At 44.5% G+C, this 17,388-nt stretch carries 19 protein-coding genes; 7 read left to right on the top strand and 12 right to left on the bottom strand.

Annotated features, from left to right (window positions below; all coding sequences use genetic code 11):
• Window positions 1-10: 10 nt before the first annotated feature.
• Window positions 11-355 carry a nitrous oxide-stimulated promoter family protein gene (locus tag J4685_RS08285; protein ID WP_001117938.1) on the bottom strand — a complete coding sequence of 115 codons (345 nt, stop codon included), beginning with the start codon at window positions 353-355 and terminating at the stop codon, window positions 11-13.
• 181 nt (window positions 356-536) lie between these two features.
• Between J4685_RS08285 and sitA the strand changes: the two genes are divergently transcribed.
• From sitA to sitD, 4 genes are read left to right on the top strand one after another with little or no spacing between them, the layout of a single operon-like run.
• Window positions 537-1,454, top strand: coding sequence for an iron/manganese ABC transporter substrate-binding protein SitA (gene sitA / locus J4685_RS08280; protein WP_000182930.1), 918 nt, complete (start codon window positions 537-539; stop codon window positions 1,452-1,454).
• Complete coding sequence (gene sitB, locus J4685_RS08275; RefSeq protein WP_000083166.1) at window positions 1,451-2,272, top strand: iron/manganese ABC transporter ATP-binding protein SitB; 822 nt, start codon at window positions 1,451-1,453, stop codon at window positions 2,270-2,272. The genes sitA and sitB overlap by 4 nt, the downstream gene beginning before the upstream one ends.
• Complete coding sequence (sitC, locus tag J4685_RS08270) at window positions 2,269-3,129, top strand: iron/manganese ABC transporter permease subunit SitC (protein ID WP_001104331.1); 861 nt, start codon at window positions 2,269-2,271, stop codon at window positions 3,127-3,129. Before sitB ends, sitC begins: the two co-directional genes overlap by 4 nt.
• On the top strand, window positions 3,120-3,968 hold the full coding sequence (gene sitD, locus J4685_RS08265; protein WP_000480212.1) for an iron/manganese ABC transporter permease subunit SitD: 849 nt from the start codon (window positions 3,120-3,122) through the stop codon (window positions 3,966-3,968). Before sitC ends, sitD begins: the two co-directional genes overlap by 10 nt.
• A gap of 276 nt (window positions 3,969-4,244) precedes the next feature.
• Here sitD and sprB read toward each other — a convergent pair whose 3' ends face one another.
• The 9 genes from sprB to prgH all read right to left on the bottom strand — a co-directional run bounded on the left by sprB (window position 4,245) and on the right by prgH (window position 10,809).
• Entirely contained in the window at window positions 4,245-5,000 is a 756-nt protein-coding gene (gene sprB, locus J4685_RS08260; RefSeq protein ID WP_001246660.1) for a transcriptional regulator SprB, read from the bottom strand.
• Window positions 5,001-5,384: 384 nt separating this feature from the next.
• Complete coding sequence (gene hilC / locus J4685_RS08255; RefSeq protein ID WP_000243998.1) at window positions 5,385-6,272, bottom strand: invasion transcriptional regulator HilC; 888 nt, start codon at window positions 6,270-6,272, stop codon at window positions 5,385-5,387.
• 345 nt (window positions 6,273-6,617) lie between these two features.
• Window positions 6,618-7,070 (bottom strand): type III secretion system effector protein OrgC, encoded by a 453-nt coding sequence (locus J4685_RS08250; RefSeq protein WP_000612177.1) that lies wholly within the window; start codon window positions 7,068-7,070, stop codon window positions 6,618-6,620.
• A gap of 15 nt (window positions 7,071-7,085) precedes the next feature.
• The gene (gene orgB / locus J4685_RS08245; protein WP_000916655.1) at window positions 7,086-7,757 is read right to left on the bottom strand and encodes a type III secretion system linker protein OrgB; all 672 of its coding nucleotides are present in this window, start codon (window positions 7,755-7,757) and stop codon (window positions 7,086-7,088) included.
• A complete protein-coding gene (gene orgA, locus J4685_RS08240) occupies window positions 7,714-8,313 on the bottom strand; it encodes an oxygen-regulated invasion protein OrgA (protein ID WP_001574876.1) in 600 nt (199 codons plus the stop codon). Before orgA ends, orgB begins: the two co-directional genes overlap by 44 nt.
• Complete coding sequence (gene prgK, locus J4685_RS08235) at window positions 8,285-9,043, bottom strand: type III secretion system inner membrane ring lipoprotein PrgK (RefSeq protein WP_000621238.1); 759 nt, start codon at window positions 9,041-9,043, stop codon at window positions 8,285-8,287. The genes orgA and prgK overlap by 29 nt, the downstream gene beginning before the upstream one ends.
• On the bottom strand, window positions 9,040-9,345 hold the full coding sequence (gene prgJ / locus J4685_RS08230) for a type III secretion system inner rod protein PrgJ (RefSeq protein WP_000020431.1): 306 nt from the start codon (window positions 9,343-9,345) through the stop codon (window positions 9,040-9,042). The genes prgK and prgJ overlap by 4 nt, the downstream gene beginning before the upstream one ends.
• Window positions 9,346-9,363: 18 nt before the next feature.
• Window positions 9,364-9,606 carry a type III secretion system needle filament protein PrgI gene (gene prgI / locus J4685_RS08225; protein WP_001143112.1) on the bottom strand — a complete coding sequence of 81 codons (243 nt, stop codon included), beginning with the start codon at window positions 9,604-9,606 and terminating at the stop codon, window positions 9,364-9,366.
• Window positions 9,607-9,630: 24 nt separating this feature from the next.
• On the bottom strand, window positions 9,631-10,809 hold the full coding sequence (prgH, locus tag J4685_RS08220) for a type III secretion system inner membrane ring protein PrgH (RefSeq protein ID WP_000450196.1): 1,179 nt from the start codon (window positions 10,807-10,809) through the stop codon (window positions 9,631-9,633).
• Between the two features lie 315 nt (window positions 10,810-11,124).
• On the opposite strand from prgH, the gene hilD reads away from it, so the two are divergent.
• The 3 genes from hilD (at window position 11,125) to iagB (ending at window position 15,306) form a co-directional block, all read left to right on the top strand.
• Window positions 11,125-12,054, top strand: a complete 930-nt coding sequence (gene hilD / locus J4685_RS08215; protein WP_000432699.1) for a transcriptional regulator HilD — start codon at window positions 11,125-11,127, stop codon at window positions 12,052-12,054.
• Window positions 12,055-13,144: 1,090 nt separating this feature from the next.
• On the top strand, window positions 13,145-14,806 hold the full coding sequence (hilA, locus tag J4685_RS08210; RefSeq protein ID WP_001120088.1) for a transcriptional regulator HilA: 1,662 nt from the start codon (window positions 13,145-13,147) through the stop codon (window positions 14,804-14,806).
• Window positions 14,807-14,823: 17 nt separating this feature from the next.
• Entirely contained in the window at window positions 14,824-15,306 is a 483-nt protein-coding gene (iagB, locus tag J4685_RS08205; protein WP_000558931.1) for an SPI-1 type III secretion system invasion protein IagB, read from the top strand.
• Window positions 15,307-15,359: 53 nt separating this feature from the next.
• Here the strand turns inward: iagB and sptP are convergent, their stop codons facing one another.
• The gene (gene sptP, locus J4685_RS08200; protein ID WP_000946995.1) at window positions 15,360-16,991 is read right to left on the bottom strand and encodes an SPI-1 type III secretion system effector GTPase-activating protein SptP; all 1,632 of its coding nucleotides are present in this window, start codon (window positions 16,989-16,991) and stop codon (window positions 15,360-15,362) included.
• Window positions 16,978-17,370, bottom strand: coding sequence for a chaperone SicP (sicP, locus tag J4685_RS08195; RefSeq protein ID WP_001147850.1), 393 nt, complete (start codon window positions 17,368-17,370; stop codon window positions 16,978-16,980). The genes sptP and sicP overlap by 14 nt, the downstream gene beginning before the upstream one ends.
• Window positions 17,371-17,388 lie beyond the last annotated feature (18 nt).

Below are 17,388 nucleotides of genomic sequence, written 5' to 3'. Positions count from 1 at the left end.
CGCTTCCCCTTCACTTCTTGCGCTGATATTTTTCCGGCAATTCCGGAACGGGGCGCTTATCGTCGATAAGGTGCCGCACGGTCAGGACAGGATGCCGCCAAAGCATTCGCGGACCTGCCCAACGCATAATCTGCTTCATCTCCTCGCGTTTAGCCGGCTGATAGCAGTGCACCGGGCACTGCTTACAGGCGGGTTTTTCCTCGCCAAATACGCATTTATCAAGACGTTTTTGCGCGTAGGCGAACAGCGCGTCGTAATGCCCCTGCACCGCTGACGCCTGTGGGCACTGGCTTTCATACAGCGCGATCATTTTTTTGATCGTCAGTTTTTCACGAGCGATACGTTTACCAGGCATCGTGCTCTCTCCGAACATTAAGGCGCATTTATTTTACATCTTATCCCTCTTTAGCACTATCACTGCATATCGTCGCCATTACGCAAATAAGAATTATTTTCATTTATTCATGCCTTGTGCTATATAACATAGCAAAGGCTATATTCGATGATTAATTAACCACATTGTTGCGAGGGATACTATGACGAATCTACATCGTCTGAAAACACTCCTGATTGCCGGTATTGTCGCGATACTCGCGCTATCGCCAGCCTATGCAAAAGAGAAATTTAAAGTCATCACCACGTTTACCGTTATTGCCGACATGGCGAAAAACGTGGCGGGCGACGCAGCGGAAGTCAGCTCGATTACCAAACCCGGCGCTGAAATCCATGAGTATCAGCCAACGCCCGGCGATATTAAACGAGCGCAGGGGGCACAGCTTATCCTCGCGAATGGTCTGAACCTGGAGCGATGGTTCGCCCGCTTTTATCAGCACCTTTCCGGCGTGCCGGAAGTCGTCGTCTCCACCGGTGTCAAACCGATGGGCATTACCGAAGGCCCGTATAACGGTAAACCGAACCCGCACGCCTGGATGTCGGCAGAAAACGCGCTGATTTATGTCGATAACATTCGCGACGCCCTGGTGAAGTACGATCCGGATAATGCGCAGATCTATAAGCAAAATGCCGAACGCTATAAAGCGAAAATACGCCAGATGGCCGATCCGTTGCGTGCCGAGCTGGAAAAAATTCCCGCCGATCAGCGCTGGCTGGTCACCAGTGAAGGCGCGTTCTCTTACCTGGCGCGCGATAACGACATGAAAGAGCTTTATCTCTGGCCAATTAACGCCGATCAACAGGGGACGCCAAAACAGGTGCGTAAAGTGATTGATACCATTAAAAAGCACCATATTCCCGCCATCTTTAGCGAGAGTACGGTTTCCGATAAACCGGCCCGCCAGGTCGCGCGTGAATCCGGCGCGCATTATGGCGGCGTGCTGTATGTCGATTCTCTGAGCGCCGCTGACGGCCCTGTGCCAACCTATCTGGATCTGCTGCGCGTCACGACCGAAACCATCGTCAACGGCATTAACGACGGACTGAGGAGTCAACAATGAGTCAATCTGCGATTACCGTTGATCAAGTCACGGTGACGTATCGCAACGGTCATACCGCCCTACGGGACGCCACTTTTCAGGTGCCTAGCGGTTCAATCGCCGCGCTGGTAGGCGTAAATGGTTCCGGTAAGTCTACGTTATTTAAAGCGTTAATGGGCTTTGTGCATCTTGCGCAGGGCGATATCACTATCCTGCAACAGTCAGTCAACAAGGCGCTGAAAAAAAACCTCATTGCTTATGTTCCGCAATCAGAAGAAGTGGACTGGTCATTTCCGGTGCTGGTAGAAGATGTGGTGATGATGGGACGCTACGGCCATATGGGCTGGCTACGCCGTCCCACTGCGCATGATCACGCCTGTGTTGACGCCGCGCTGGCGCGGGTAGATATGCAGGAGTATCGTCACAGGCAGATTGGCGAGCTGTCCGGCGGGCAGAAAAAACGTGTGTTTCTTGCCAGGGCCATCGCTCAGGATGGACAGGTAATCCTGCTGGATGAACCTTTTACCGGCGTGGATGTAAAAACCGAAGCGCGAATCATCGATCTACTGCGGGAACTGCGCGATGAAGGCCGCACGATGCTGGTCTCAACGCATAATCTCGGCTCCGTCACCGAGTTTTGCGACTATACGGTAATGATTAAAGGAACCGTACTGGCCAGCGGCCCTACCGAAACCACGTTTACCGCCGCGAATCTGGAACAGGCGTTTAGCGGCGTTCTACGTCATATCGCGCTAAGCGGAGGCGAAGAGCACATCATCACCGATGACGAGCGCCCCTTTATTTCCCGGCGCGTGGCCAGCGGAGGAAAATCGTCATGAACTGGCTTGTTGAGCCGTTTGGCTACCAGTATATGCTCAACGCGATGTGGGTCTCCGCGATGGTGGGCGGTCTGTGCGCGTTTCTCTCCTGCTATTTGATGCTCAAAGGCTGGTCGCTCATTGGCGATGCGCTATCTCACTCTATTGTGCCTGGCGTCGCTGGCGCCTGGATGTTAGGGCTGCCCTTCTCGCTCGGCGCGTTTCTTTCCGGCGGACTGGCGGCAGGCAGTATGCTCTTTCTTAACCAACGCTCACGCCTGAAAGAAGACGCGATTATCGGGCTTATCTTCTCCTCTTTTTTTGGCATCGGCCTTTTTATGGTGTCGCTCAATCCGATGTCGGTGAATATCCAGACGATTATTCTCGGCAACGTGCTGGCGATCGCGCCAGCGGATATTGCGCAACTGGCGATTATCGGCGCAGTCTCGCTGACGATTCTGCTGTTAAAGTGGAAAGATTTGATGGTCGTCTTTTTCGATGAGACCCATGCGCGTTCTATCGGGCTTAATCCGGGTCGACTGAAGCTGTTGTTTTTCACTCTATTGTCCGTCTCTACCGTAGCGGCCCTGCAAACCGTTGGGGCGTTCCTGGTGATCTGTCTCGTCGTCACGCCGGGCGCGACGGCCTGGTTACTCACCGACCGTTTTCCACGTCTGCTCATAATTGCCGTCGTGATTGGCAGCCTGACCAGTTTTCTGGGCGCATGGCTTAGCTACTGGCTGGATGGCGCCACTGGCGGAATTATTGTCGTCATGCAAACCTTACTGTTCATCACTGCCTTTATTTTCGCCCCGAAACACGGTCTGTTAGCCAACCGTCGACGCGCCCGCCTGCAGAAGGAGCCGACATGTTCTTAACAACGTTACTGGAACCCTTTCAGTTTGATTTTATGGTGAACGCCCTTATGGTTTCGGTCATTGTGGCGATTCCCTGCGCCTTACTGTCCGTGTTTTTAGTGTTAAAAGGCTGGGCGTTAATGGGCGACGCAATGAGTCATGCGGTATTCCCCGGGGTCGTGCTGGCATATATTGTGGGGATCCCCCTGGCGATTGGCGCTTTCATTGCCGGATTATTTTGCGCTATCGCCACCGGCTATCTGGACGATAACAGCCGCATCAAACGTGATACGGTGATGGGCATCGTCTTTTCCGGGATGTTTGGCGCAGGTCTGGTGCTCTATGTTTCTATTCAATCGGAAGTGCATCTGGATCACATCCTGTTTGGGGATATGCTGGGCGTATCGCTGGGGGATATCGTACAAACGTCAGTTATTGCACTGGGTATTGCGTTAGTCATTGGGCTGAAATGGAAAGATCTCCTGCTACACGCTTTTGACCCGCACCAGGCGAAAGCCAGCGGGCTGAATACCACGCTACTGCATTATGGCCTGCTATGTATGATTGCGCTGACTATCGTCGCCACGCTGAAATCGGTGGGCATTATTCTGTCGATTTCATTGCTTATCGCCCCCGGCGCAATTGCCATTTTGCTGACGCGACGCTTTGCGCGCGCGCTGGGATTAGCGGTGAGTCTGTCAGTTATTACCGCTTTTACGGGCGTCTATCTGTCTTTTTATCTTGATAGTGCGCCAGCGCCGACCATCGTGGTATTATTTGCCATCGTGTTTATTGCGGTATTTATTTACGCAACATGGCGCGACAGGCGTAATGAAATCGTACCAGAGGCGCAAGTTTAACAGCAGCGTTCAGAAAATAAATACGACAGTTGTAGTAGAAAGCCACCCTATATCTGTTGTTGGTCAGTATGGTAAGCAGCTATCTTTAAATTTCTTTACAACAAGCGTAAAGATAAGCTGCTTTACTCCCCATGTTTTTCCTGTTTCGAAATTTTTTCAGAGTTTGGCTAACCCAGCATAATGTGATTATTACTCACAAGATCTGTAATATCCCAGCAAAAAATAAATTTATAACTACACGTAATACAAGAGAATGATTGTCACATAAAAAATAGTTTAATTCATTCCTACTGCAATCGGTAACGCGCAATTATCGTCAGGTACAGCAGGGTTATGTGCAAAAGCAGTGCGCTGTAAATGCGCGTCTAGTTTCAGTCCCCGGAACAGAGATAGCGGTGAAGAGTCCATCCCCAAACGATACATAACCTTCTTACGATAAATACTGACGGTTTTTGTTCCCAGACCAAATTTTTTCGCCAGTTCAATTGCCGGATGTCCAGAGGATAATAATATCAGCAGCGCATATTTCGCCTGCGTGACACCGGGAGGTAGATTCCACCAGGCGTATTGATTGATATTAAACAATACCTCTTCCGGCGTCTCGCCGGCATTAAAAGCATACGTAGCAGCCACGGTTTTCTTTTGTGGCCTGTGGCAGAAACGCAGCCAGGCTTCCGGAAGACGGAGCTTCTCTCGATCCGAGCGGATAGCGCAGGATAGTTCGTCTTTTAAAACATAATCCATAACGCCAAAATATTGCAGCACACAGCGATCGATATAATACAAGCGATCTGCCACTACCAAAGCTTTACGGTTCTGCAACCGCGCCTGCAACGCATGAAAAAGATAAACATGCTCATGCGGGTTCAAAGCTAAAATCAGCCCGGCGTCCGGCATATCAGATAGAGAATGCAAAAGTGCGGTTAATGAGTTACATGTTTTAACGCACTTTTCCGGATATTTTTGCTTAAAAATAGACTGAAGGGCATAACAATTAGTCCAGTTAATACCGTATATAATTACATTTCTCATTTATTTATCCTTTTTTGAAAACTGACCACAGCTTCGGTAATGATTTTTCTTCCTGGGCGACTACTGCGCAAGTAGATAACGCCTTCTTACTACAAAGGTAATAAGACCAGATACGTTATTACATGCGCAATGTCGTTACCGAAATGAATTCCTTTTACAAATCTGATAATGATTAAATTTGCTGTTTTACTTTACTGTAATCTCTTAGAGTACAACGATTGCCTGACGCCTTGTGGCCATGTATGTCTGACAATGAACGCTTTCGGTTCCCTTTCATTAGCTACATATCACTGGTGTAGCGATACTGAAATATACACTACGATTAAAAAAATATTTGGTATCTGTAACGCAAACAGATAGTAACGTTTAAAATAATTTCACAAATCAATGGTTCATTGTACGCATAAAGCTAAGCGGTGTAATCTTAAAATGCCGTTTAAAAATAGCGATAAAATAAGAAGGCGTATCATAGCCACACATCGTCGCGACTTGTGAAATATTTCCAGCACCCATACGTAATAATTTTATAGCCTGATTCATACGAGCATCCAGGTATATTTTGCTAAAACTCACCTCTTCAGCGGCCAGTTTTCGCTTCAGACTTGATACGCTCATAAACAGCTTTCCTGCCACCTCAGCCTGTGACCATTTGCGGGTGAGATCGCTGATAATAATGTTATAAACTTTCTCTTTTGTTGTAATTTTTATTGCTCGCTCAAGGAAATCAAACCCACCGGGCTTACGTACAAATGCCGATATAAGATACATCAATGAGAAATATGAATAATCATGATCATCAATACTCACATTACTACAAACCCGTGGACATGCGACACCATGCAAAATAGAGTCAAAAGTATCACTCATCCCTGGCAACAAGTCCGCATGAAAAAAATACTTTGGTTTCGTTTTTAATGATAGCTCTCGATCATTATAGTTTCTTGTACTGTAAAAAACTTTGTAGAATTTTTGCATTAAGTCATAGGAAACTTCCAGTGAAGAAAAATCAATATGTCCTTCTATTTCGCTCATACTAAGCGTGATTGTTTGATCTTTTTCCAATAAAAATAAACACGGCGCAGATTGTTCGATGAACTCCCCAAATTCGTTTTCAATTCGCAAACTGCCTTTATTAAGTTTAAACAATAAGCAGTTTGCGACATAATAGTCTCTTACGTCAGCTAATCCATTTATTAATGGAAATTTGTTCGGTTGTTGAAGGTGATTATTGCTAATGGCCTCAACTGATTTATTCATTGAAGGCAATACCATATTTTATCCTGTGTGCTATAAGGAACTCAAAATCGTTATATTCTTATAAACAAATAATTAAAACTCACAGAGATGATTTAAATCCGATTTTTTTATTATTATAGCCAATAATTACATTCCAAAGCGCGTTCATTTCGTCACAAAAAGATACCCTTACAAACTTTATGCACAATTTTGTAATAAAAGCTTACAATATTAATATAATCCTTTCAGAATAAAACGCCTGGCAGATACCTTAATAATCCATATACATCAATAAGATAGATACACTGGCATGGTGCATTTTCTGCATTATTTGCTGATATATACACCATACCTTATCACAAATCGCCAGCAATGGGGGGCTCACCAGTCAATTGCCTCTTTGTTTTCCCCGCCCGATAAAATAATCTCCTGCATCCAGGAGGTCATTTGTGACTGTGCATTCATTGTACCAACTAATACCCCGTTTAAAGCCTCATATAAATGGGTGCCCGGTTCAACTTTTGCTAACATGTTTTGTAGCATAGCCGTTTGCTGCTCAAAAGAAACAAAAGCCGAATCACCACTTTTAGGATCTTTGAAGGCATTCATCTCTTGATAAATGCTATCTTTAAGCGTTTCAGAAGAGGCTGACTCAGGAAGCGCCAAAAGTCGTTGGTAGAATGCATCATAAAGATCAACGTCGCCGCCATTGCTTAAAGGCGCGCTATCCACATTATTCAGCATAGCGGCCCTGGCACTCAACGAAACCACACCCGTCGCTTCAGTATCTGCTGTCGGGACCAAATAAGAAGTCGGAATCGTACCCGGTATCACCTTATAACCTCCATTTTACAATGCTTGCGTTTTTGTCTTCCATTCATCAATAAGTGCGTTAATGGCGTTATCAGAAATCGTCCGGCAGTCTTGTGGAAGTTCATCAAGATGATGCTTAATGACGCCTACTGCTGTTTCAACAAATTGTTCAGGTGAAAATTCTGCGATCTGATCGCCGCAACTCATGATAAAGCGCTGTTCCTGATGATATTTAAGATTAAAAGTGCCTGGCCAGTTCTCCATAAGCAACACCATCAGTTTTTGGTGATCTTTTTTCGCATTAACTGGCAGTGTTAAAAAAAGTTGCCCCTCAGGCTTATCGAAATCCCTTAGCCACTCATCCAGGACGGTTAAAAGCGTTTCGGGATGGTCGACCGCAGCTGAAAATAACTCGCGGGCATAAATCTGTATTTTTTCCATCCACTTCCAGGCCATTGTCTGATTATCAGTAAGATAAGCGGCGACCTGCTGTAACGCGTCTATCATTCCCTGCTCGTAACCTTCCTGATAGGCGTACATCCGCAAGGTCTTTGCCTCTTCTTCCGCCTCTCGCAAAATACGCTTAGCCCGTTGATGCGCCTGCTGTTCTAATCTTTCAATAGAGAAATAACGTTCCAGCGTTTTACGCTTTATCAGTATCCCCTCAACAGGCGAAAGCGGGGACGGTATTGGGATATTTTTGAGCATATTGTAAGGCCAGTAGCAAAATTGACATTTCTACAGCATCCTGCTTCAATGCCTCCTCAATAAATGGAGGAAAAAGCAAAGGAAAACGCTGTGCTAAAGATTCAGGTAAAAATTCATTTAGGGCATTTAACTGTGCATATCCGACGCTAAGTAAAAACCGGTGATTCGGCGCCTTATTGCAGACAGATAAACTTGTTCCCTGATGCATTGCCAAAAATGCTTGCGCCCAATCCGGCAGGCCAAGCAAGGCCCCCTGCCTTGCCAGATCGGCTCTCAGTTTATGGCAACCGAGTAAATACGCTACTTGCGGCAGTCGGCGCCACTGACGCAGCCACAGCTGCGTCAGTGAGTTTTGAATACACTCCTTTTCTCCGTTCTTAAGCCGCCATGCCGCCAGTATTAACTCATTTGCCGCCGCCCTGGCGGCGGGTCTGACAATCATTTCCGGCGCTATCTGCAACCGCTGAGGATGGATATACGATAACGGATCAAAAATGATTCTTTGCCAGATAATGGGTAATGGCTGCCTATTCATTTGACGATTTCGCCTTATCATCAGCCGTTATGCCTTTCTTATTGCGGGCATAATGGTTTTTGTAATACCAGACGCCAAAGCCTGCTGACATCACGGATAACAAAATAATCAACACAATCCAACTGGTTGCAAAAGAATTACGTTTTACTGGTGTGCCGGGAGCCTGTAATTGGGCATCAGAACGTTCTGACAACACAACAGAAATGTTGTCATAATCCACATCGGCAAAACTATTCTTTAAGAAACGCTTGATATCGCTGATCTGATGCGCAAGCGGCGAACCTCGTTCATATACGGCTAATGCCGACAGATGAACAGGTTTTGGCGGGCGGCCATTTTCACCAGCATCAATATCATAACTAATATGGACCCTGGCGGAGAGCACGCCCTCCATCGTCTGTAATGACTGTTCCAGTCGCTGTTCAATAGCCGAATATAACCTGGCCTTTTCAGCTCGCGGAGACGATACCAGCGAATCCGCCGGGAACATCTGCGCTATTTCCACCCGTGGCCGGGGAGGAAGCTGATAAGTTTTAATCCAGTACACCGCAGCGGTAAAATCAGGCTCAGCAACGGTAATGCTATAGCCCAATTTTCCGCTATCAATTTTATTCGCCTCTATATTGTGCATTTGCAGAACGGCAATGACCTCATTAGCCTGTTCCTGGTCCAGTCCTTTTAAAAGATCCTTATCCTTACAGCCGGCAAGGGTCATTACCAGCAGAAAAGTATATAGATATCGACGAATCATGAGCGTAATAGCGTTTCAACAGCCCCGACTCCTTTACGAGTAAGGGTACTGACCATAGAAACATACAGGTTATAATCTGAAATCATCTCTTGCGAAATAGCCAGCTCTTTAGGATCCGTCACCAGATTAGGGTCCTCAATCCTGTTGGTAATCGTCTGTTTATCCACAGCCGTGGCAATCGCCGAACCAGAAAAAGCCTGGAGTAGCCGGTCATCCAGCGAGACAATGTCCGTTTCCATAGACCTGATATTGACCGCCTGCCCTATAACGGCATTCTCAGGGACAATAGTTGCAATCGACATAATCCACCTTATAACTGATTAACGGAAGTTCTGAATAATGGCAGCATCAATATCCTTAAAGACTTTTACCGTGTTCGATTGCGCGTTACGGTACAAGTTATATTCCGAGAGCTTACTCTGATACGCCGCCAGTAGCGCCGGATCGGAGGGTTTTGCTGCTAATTTATCCAGCGCCTCTGTTACCTGCGTTTGTAGATCATCAACGCCCGTATCAAATTTTGCTGAAACTTCATCCAGATAGCCTGACCAAGGTGTTGGCATAATGACTTCCTTATTTGCGTTAAATTAAAGTGGGCTTGGGAAATACCAATGGCCTGGGCTCATTTTGATATAACCTTCCGCCCCGTACTGAAATGAGCGTCCCTTGAGCCAGTCATCTTTTAATTCGATCGCAAACTGCACATAGCGTCCTCCCCATGTGCGGTAATAGCTATCGACAAATTGACGGGCTCTGAGTATTTCTACATCATCGAGCGCCCCCTGAATAACAAACGTTACGCCCCCCTTATGATTCCTGCGGGAATAAGGTAACGCCTGCTGTTTTAGCCCCGCTTCCGCCTGGCCTGCGGCGGTAACATCGTCCATCAACGTGATGTTAACCGAATCCGCGTAAGGCATTAGCGCTCTCAGCTTTTGACTTAACACCTCGAGCTCTTTCTTGCTCATCGTGTTTCGCTGGCGGCTTAGCCAGAAAACGGGTTTACGCGGCTCATCGAAATGAAGCCGATAATAAGCCAGCTGCGGATAATAGGTATCCAGCCAGGTAGAGATACGCTTATTTTCTTCGTTTTCGTTAATCACTCGCGCATTTTTATCATAATCGCCCCTCGCTAAAACCTGACGAGCCCACAGCGTATCTCTTTCATTTTGCGCAGCGACATAGAGCATTTTGTCCCGTCCTGGCAACACCTGAAAGCGCTCCTTCTCCTGCCCCAATAACGAATCGAGCTCTGCGGCCTGCCGCTGCGGCGAGTTAAGTATCCATAACGTCCCCACCGTCCCAATTCCCAATATAAAAAACCCGGCCAGTGCTGCTACAATTCCGTTTTTAAAACGCGGCTCGTTCTTTTTTGCAGACGTTTCTAACTTCTCAGGCTGCTCGGGCACCCACGGCTCGCTTTCCGGGCGAATCAGGATAAGCAATTCACCGACCTGTATTGGCGTATTTAATTGCACCGAACGAGATTCAGAATTTCCTTCTTTCAGCTCATGGAGTATAATTTCGGTCGCATCCGTATCCACCTGGATTTCAAAATTTACTCCGCCATGGTCCAGCGGGATAAAAAAGCTATCGGCAGGTATATCAGGGAGTTGGCCTGAAGCAGTGAGCGCATCACTCTGACCTACCACAAAGAGTGTTCGGCCTGTCAGCAATGGAAACTCACAGCCGTTCAGTGAGCTGTTAAGTAATCGAACTATGTATGGCCCTGGGCTTGTTATCGTCTTCTCTTTTGATGTTTCCATATATACTGTTAGCGATGTCTGTCGTTCTCGATAGCAGCAGATTACCGCACAGGACACAGGGATTCCTGATGAAAATAGAATGAAAAGTGAGAAATAAAATCAATTTATTCTGTATAATGCGTCTCAACACATATTAAAAGAACCATCATCCCCATTGGGGCTTAAACTACTGTAGATAAATCACCCAAATTTGGGTTCTTTTGGTGTAACAATCAGACCATTGCCAACACACGCTAATAAAGAGCATTTACAACTCAGATTTTTTCAGTAGGATACCAGTAAGGAACATTAAAATAACATCAACAAAGGGATAATATGGAAAATGTAACCTTTGTAAGTAATAGTCATCAGCGTCCTGCCGCAGATAACTTACAGAAATTAAAATCACTTTTGACAAATACCCGGCAGCAAATTAAAAGTCAGACTCAGCAGGTTACCATCAAAAATCTTTATGTAAGCAGTTTCACTTTAGTTTGCTTTCGGAGCGGTAAACTGACGATTAGCAATAATCACGATACGATTTACTGTGACGAACCTGGGATGTTGGTGCTCAAAAAAGAGCAGGTAGTTAACGTGACGCTTGAAGAGGTCAATGGCCACATGGATTTCGATATACTCGAGATACCGACGCAACGACTTGGCGCTCTCTATGCACTTATCCCAAACGAGCAGCAAACAAAAATGGCGGTACCCACAGAGAAAGCGCAGAAAATCTTCTATACGCCTGACTTTCCTGCCAGAAGAGAGGTATTTGAACATCTGAAAACGGCGTTCTCCTGTACGAAGGATACAAGCAAAGGTTGCAGTAACTGTAACAACAAGAGTTGTATTGAAAATGAAGAGTTAATTCCTTATTTTCTGCTGTTCCTGCTTACTGCTTTTCTCCGACTCCCGGAGAGTTATGAGATCATCCTTAGCTCGGCTCAGATAACGTTAAAGGAGCGCGTTTACAACATTATATCTTCGTCACCCAGTAGACAGTGGAAGCTTACGGATGTTGCCGATCATATATTTATGAGTACGTCAACGCTCAAACGGAAACTTGCAGAAGAAGGTACCAGCTTTAGCGACATCTACTTATCGGCAAGAATGAATCAGGCAGCAAAACTTTTACGCATAGGCAACCATAATGTTAATGCTGTAGCATTAAAATGTGGTTATGACAGCACGTCCTACTTCATTCAATGTTTCAAAAAATATTTTAAAACTACGCCATCGACATTCATAAAAATGGCGAACCATTAACATTTTTTGTATCTGTCACTTAAGTAAAGATTTTTATTAAAATTGTAATAATTTAAAATTCAGACTGCGCATTAACACGCTCTATCAGGATGGGAGGCTATTCAATATCATTGTTCTGTCCGGAAGACAGCTTATACTGATATCTCTGGTAATTTAAAGTAAGGCTGATTATATAACACGATTTTTGTGAACTTGTCATCGCTATGATGACTGGTAAAACGATATTGCCTTATTCACAGCGTAAGAATTCGTCCAGATGACACTATCTCCTTCCGGCTTTAACTCTGTGGATTAAGGCCGGCATTTTATTCATATTTATACATCATCCGTTCCCTCTGAGAACTATTTGCCTGAACGGTCTATACCGAAACAGTCACGCTTGTTAGCTTTCTGCCAGGCATACCTCTTCTCTTCCTCCTGATATCGATATAATGCCTGGGGCCAGCCTGAGGATGATACTGCTCATAAACCCCCTGCCTTTTTGACGCTATAGCTGAAGGGAGTAAAGAAAAGACGATATCATTATTTTGCAAAAAAATATAAAAATAAGCGCACCATTAAAAACAGTCTTTCATTTATATTTTGGAACCTAAGACAAATTACACTCTTAAACTTTCAACGAATGGTCATTTAGTGGAAATCTTCGAGAAAAATGGTTCTGATGGTGTAATTATCAGACCATTAACCATGAAGATATAATAAGCAGCATTTACACCCCCAAAAAATGCAGTAAGATAGCTACAAAACTAATCTCTATTGCAATGAGGCCAAGTTAAATATGTAAATATTTAGATGCCCGGCGCTGACTCTCTCTGCACCAGGATATACGGCAGCGTCCATTCGATAATCACAGTTAGTTATAACAATATTATTACCAACATGTCAGTTATTTAAAGCACAGGCATAAGCTAAATAATCAAATGTTAAAAACATATAAACCCGAGCCCGTAGAATATGACATTAAGCTCATAATAAAAGCTCAACCTGACCGTTAGTACTAACAGCAGAATTACTGAAACAGTAGATTCTATCCTAACGACTTGTATTAGTTATTATAACTTTTCACCCTGTAAGAGAATACACTATTATCATGCCACATTTTAATCCTGTTCCTGTATCGAATAAAAAATTCGTCTTTGATGATTTCATACTCAACATGGACGGCTCCCTGCTACGCTCAGAAAAGAAAGTCAATATTCCGCCAAAAGAATATGCCGTTCTGGTCATCCTGCTCGAAGCCGCCGGCGAGATTGTGAGTAAAAACACCTTACTGGACCAGGTATGGGGCGACGCGGAAGTTAACGAAGAATCTCTTACCCGCTGTATTTATGCCTTACGACGTATTCTGTCGGAAGATAAAGAGCATCGTTACATTGAAACACTGTACGGACAGGGCTATCGGTTTAATCGTCCGGTCGTAGTGGTGTCTCCGCCAGCGCCGCAACCTACGACTCATACATTGGCGATACTTCCTTTTCAGATGCAGGATCAGGTTCAATCCGAGAGTCTGCATTACTCTATCGTGAAAGGATTATCGCAGTATGCACCCTTTGGCCTGAGCGTGCTGCCGGTGACCATTACGAAGAACTGCCGCAGTGTTAAGGATATTCTTGAGCTCATGGATCAATTACGCCCCGATTATTATATCTCCGGGCAGATGATACCCGATGGTAATGATAATATTGTACAGATCGAGATAGTTCGGGTTAAAGGTTATCACCTGCTGCACCAGGAAAGCATTAAGTTGATAGAACACCAACCCGCTTCTCTCTTGCAAAACAAAATTGCGAATCTTTTGCTCAGATGTATTCCCGGGCTTCGCTGGGACACAAAGCAGATTAGCGAGCTAAATTCGATTGACAGTACTATGGTTTACTTACGCGGTAAGCATGAGTTAAATCAATACACCCCCTATAGCTTACAGCAAGCGCTTAAATTGCTGACTCAATGCGTTAATATGTCGCCAAACAGCATTGCGCCTTACTGTGCGCTGGCAGAATGCTACCTCAGCATGACGCAAATGGGGATTTTTGATAAACAAAACGCTATGATCAAAGCTAAAGAACATGCGATTAAGGCGACAGAGCTGGACCACAATAATCCACAAGCTTTAGGATTACTGGGGCTAATTAATACGATTCACTCAGAATACATCGTCGGGAGTTTGCTATTCAAACAAGCTAACTTACTTTCGCCCATTTCTGCAGATATTAAATATTATTATGGCTGGAATCTTTTCATGGCTGGTCAGTTGGAGGAGGCCTTACAAACGATTAACGAGTGTTTAAAATTGGACCCAACGCGCGCAGCCGCAGGGATCACTAAGCTGTGGATTACCTATTATCATACCGGTATTGATGATGCTATACGTTTAGGCGATGAATTACGCTCACAACACCTGCAGGATAATCCAATATTATTAAGTATGCAGGTTATGTTTCTTTCGCTTAAAGGTAAACATGAACTGGCACGAAAATTAACTAAAGAAATATCCACGCAGGAAATAACAGGACTTATTGCTGTTAATCTTCTTTATGCTGAATACTGTCAGAATAGCGAGCGTGCCTTACCAACGATAAGAGAGTTTCTGGAAAGCGAACAGCGTATTGATAATAATCCGGGATTATTACCGTTAGTGCTGGTTGCCCACGGCGAAGCTATTGCCGAGAAAATGTGGAACAAATTTAAAAACGAAGACAATATTTGGTTCAAAAGATGGAAACAGGATCCCCGCTTGATTAAATTACGGTAAAATCTGAGAGAGGAGATATGCATTATTTTTTTATCATCGTAATCTGGTTGCTTAGCATAAATACAGCATGGGCTGATTGCTGGCTTCAGGCTGAAAAAATGTTCAATATTGAATCCGAACTACTTTACGCTATCGCCCAGCAGGAATCGGCGATGAAACCAGGCGCCATTGGTCATAACCGAGATGGTTCAACCGATCTTGGCCTGATGCAAATTAACAGCTTCCATATGAAAAGGCTGAAAAAAATGGGGATTAGTGAAAAACAGTTGTTACAGGATCCCTGCATTTCTGTCATTGTGGGCGCATCCATTTTATCAGATATGATGAAAATCTACGGTTATAGCTGGGAGGCCGTTGGCGCTTATAATGCCGGGACGTCTCCGAAACGATCGGATATAAGGAAACGTTATGCTAAAAAAATTTGGGAGAATTACAGAAAATTAAAAGTGATGTCAGCAGAAGAGAAAAACAAAAGACTTTCTATCGCGGTAAACAAATAATTATACAGAAATAGCTTACTTTCAGATAGTTCTAAAAGTAAGCTATGTTTTTATCAGCTTGCCGTCGTCATAAGCAACTGGGCTTGCATTGCTTTTAGTTGTACAAACTGTGAGGCGTCTTCCAGCATTCTATTGTTCCGTGAATTCCGGAAATCTGCACGTACCTGCTCTAGATTACTATGAGGATTATCCTTAAGTACAAGAGCCGCCGCCATCGTTCCGGTTCTTCCCACTCCGCCCAGACAATGAATCATCGGTAAATGCTTATCTGATGAACTACGCCCCGGCGCGCCATTTTGGTTACTATTTTTCACCCTATCCGCCAGGTATTCTAACTGATCAGTAGACGGTAACGGCTGGTGATCTGGCCAATTTTTCACATGCAATACCGGGATTGTATACCGCTTTTCCCCGCAGGACAGTTGCATATTGTATTGGTCTATCGCACCTCCCTGACTGGCTGAACTCACTTTTTGGCTGTTGGTATGCACCTCGCCAAAGGTGTAGCTCCCTCTGAAATAGGCTGGTAATTGTTTTGCCTGCATCTGATCTTCCGACGTTAACACCGCCAGGCATGAGCATTCTTTTTCAAGAAGCATTTTCATATGCGCTTCCAGCGCATCCGGCGTATTTTTTGGGTACGAACCGGCTAACGCCACAGGCTTACCGTCAAAAGTTAACGTATTCACTGGCACAGGCATTCCATCGCTCAGTTTCACCTGGGTTTGCTGATTAATGGGGATGCTGCTGACCGCAAACCGTGCCAGGCCCAGTGTCGGTCCGTTCATCGTCTGTGGCATTGACGCACCAGCTTTTATTTTCTCAAATTCAGCTGTAACGTTTTTCAGTTCTTTAGCAATAACGTGAATTTTTTTTACAGCCTGGGTTAATTCATGAGTAGAGGCTTTATCAATCCACCTCTCAACCTCTCCCCCACAGGTTCCCCATTGTGAGAACCTGTCTGCTCCTATCTGAATATTTTTTAACGTTGTAACATAATCATTAAGTTGTTTAGCCTCTGGAATTTTATTTAAACTCTGTAAATTCGTCATTAATGAACGCAGCGGGCCGTTACCTGAAGCCATCTCCTGGAAGTTTTCTCGCAGGCTATTTCCATCCATTTGTTCCAGTTGCGGTATTGTTCTCTTAAGTCCCTTTAGCGCGATATCGAGTAAAGGTTGCTTACTTTCTGCACCAACATCGTTATTTTGTTCTGTCACTTTTGTATCGCCGCCTTTTATGACTAAAGCGGCATTCATGACACCAACATTATCCTTGTTCTTAATAAGATTTATAAACCCTCCGTCAGCACCTTTTACACACTCCGTGATCTGCACTACTAAACGTTGGGTAAGGGGTTTGTTCATATTTATACTGGACATGTACAAAGCATTATTGACCGCTTTTTCCCCATATTTTTCCGTTAGTGCCTGGAGAAATGTCTGTAAAATCTTTTGGTTCTGTACTCTGATATTTTCCGTGTGTTTTTGCACCACTTCAGTGTTTTTAAATAAGGGCATTTTTCCAAGCCAGGTTAATACTTTTGACGAAAATTTTTCAGGCGCAACATATGCCTTATCAGTATTTTCCTTAGCAATATATAGCCGGGTATCACTCGACACGCCAGATTTTGAAAATGAAGACAATGTTAAATTATTCAACTTCCTCTCCTCATACCTTAGCATATTCCTGTAGTATGTTTTTGAGCGCTTCCTGCTTATTCACAAATGACTCAAGCTGCGATATGATATGATAAATATTTGTCAGATCGGTAATTGCATGTATAAACAACAACGTCTCTGCGGCATCAATATACGCTAACGTACCTTCATTATTCGCAGCCAGTTCACCATTAATCACCATAATCTGCCGCCAGATAGAATCGCCACAAACAGGCGATAGCGGTATAATCATACCGTTCAATAACCAGATATCATCTTTAGCTTCAATAGACGTAAAAATATCGCTATCGAGTAGTAATAAGCACTGATTGTTGTCGTCAAAAGTGAGCGGTAAACCCAATTTCTCACCAATATTAGCGATAATATCCTGGTGTGCTTGCAATTTACTTTCCTCTTTAAT

This window comes from Salmonella sp. 32100201201700099SM (assembly GCF_017572645.1).
GTDB classification, from domain to species: domain Bacteria; phylum Pseudomonadota; class Gammaproteobacteria; order Enterobacterales; family Enterobacteriaceae; genus Salmonella; species Salmonella enterica.
This window is presented reverse-complemented; position numbering and strand designations above follow the sequence as displayed.

Coding starts and splice junctions, on each gene's coding strand:
- iagB (WP_000558931.1), top strand. CDS start 14,824: ATGCATTATTTTTTTATCATCGTAATCTGGTTGCTTAGCATAAATACA.
- orgA (WP_001574876.1), bottom strand. CDS start 8,313: ATGATAAGGCGAAATCGTCAAATGAATAGGCAGCCATTACCCATTATC.
- prgK (WP_000621238.1), bottom strand. CDS start 9,043: ATGATTCGTCGATATCTATATACTTTTCTGCTGGTAATGACCCTTGCC.
- prgJ (WP_000020431.1), bottom strand. CDS start 9,345: ATGTCGATTGCAACTATTGTCCCTGAGAATGCCGTTATAGGGCAGGCG.
- sitA (WP_000182930.1), top strand. CDS start 537: ATGACGAATCTACATCGTCTGAAAACACTCCTGATTGCCGGTATTGTC.
- orgB (WP_000916655.1), bottom strand. CDS start 7,757: ATGCTCAAAAATATCCCAATACCGTCCCCGCTTTCGCCTGTTGAGGGG.
- sitD (WP_000480212.1), top strand. CDS start 3,120: ATGTTCTTAACAACGTTACTGGAACCCTTTCAGTTTGATTTTATGGTG.
- J4685_RS08285 (WP_001117938.1), bottom strand. CDS start 355: ATGCCTGGTAAACGTATCGCTCGTGAAAAACTGACGATCAAAAAAATG.
- hilD (WP_000432699.1), top strand. CDS start 11,125: ATGGAAAATGTAACCTTTGTAAGTAATAGTCATCAGCGTCCTGCCGCA.
- sptP (WP_000946995.1), bottom strand. CDS start 16,991: ATGCTAAGGTATGAGGAGAGGAAGTTGAATAATTTAACATTGTCTTCA.
- hilA (WP_001120088.1), top strand. CDS start 13,145: ATGCCACATTTTAATCCTGTTCCTGTATCGAATAAAAAATTCGTCTTT.
- hilC (WP_000243998.1), bottom strand. CDS start 6,272: ATGGTATTGCCTTCAATGAATAAATCAGTTGAGGCCATTAGCAATAAT.
- sitB (WP_000083166.1), top strand. CDS start 1,451: ATGAGTCAATCTGCGATTACCGTTGATCAAGTCACGGTGACGTATCGC.
- prgI (WP_001143112.1), bottom strand. CDS start 9,606: ATGCCAACACCTTGGTCAGGCTATCTGGATGAAGTTTCAGCAAAATTT.
- sprB (WP_001246660.1), bottom strand. CDS start 5,000: ATGAGAAATGTAATTATATACGGTATTAACTGGACTAATTGTTATGCC.
- prgH (WP_000450196.1), bottom strand. CDS start 10,809: ATGGAAACATCAAAAGAGAAGACGATAACAAGCCCAGGGCCATACATA.
- sitC (WP_001104331.1), top strand. CDS start 2,269: ATGAACTGGCTTGTTGAGCCGTTTGGCTACCAGTATATGCTCAACGCG.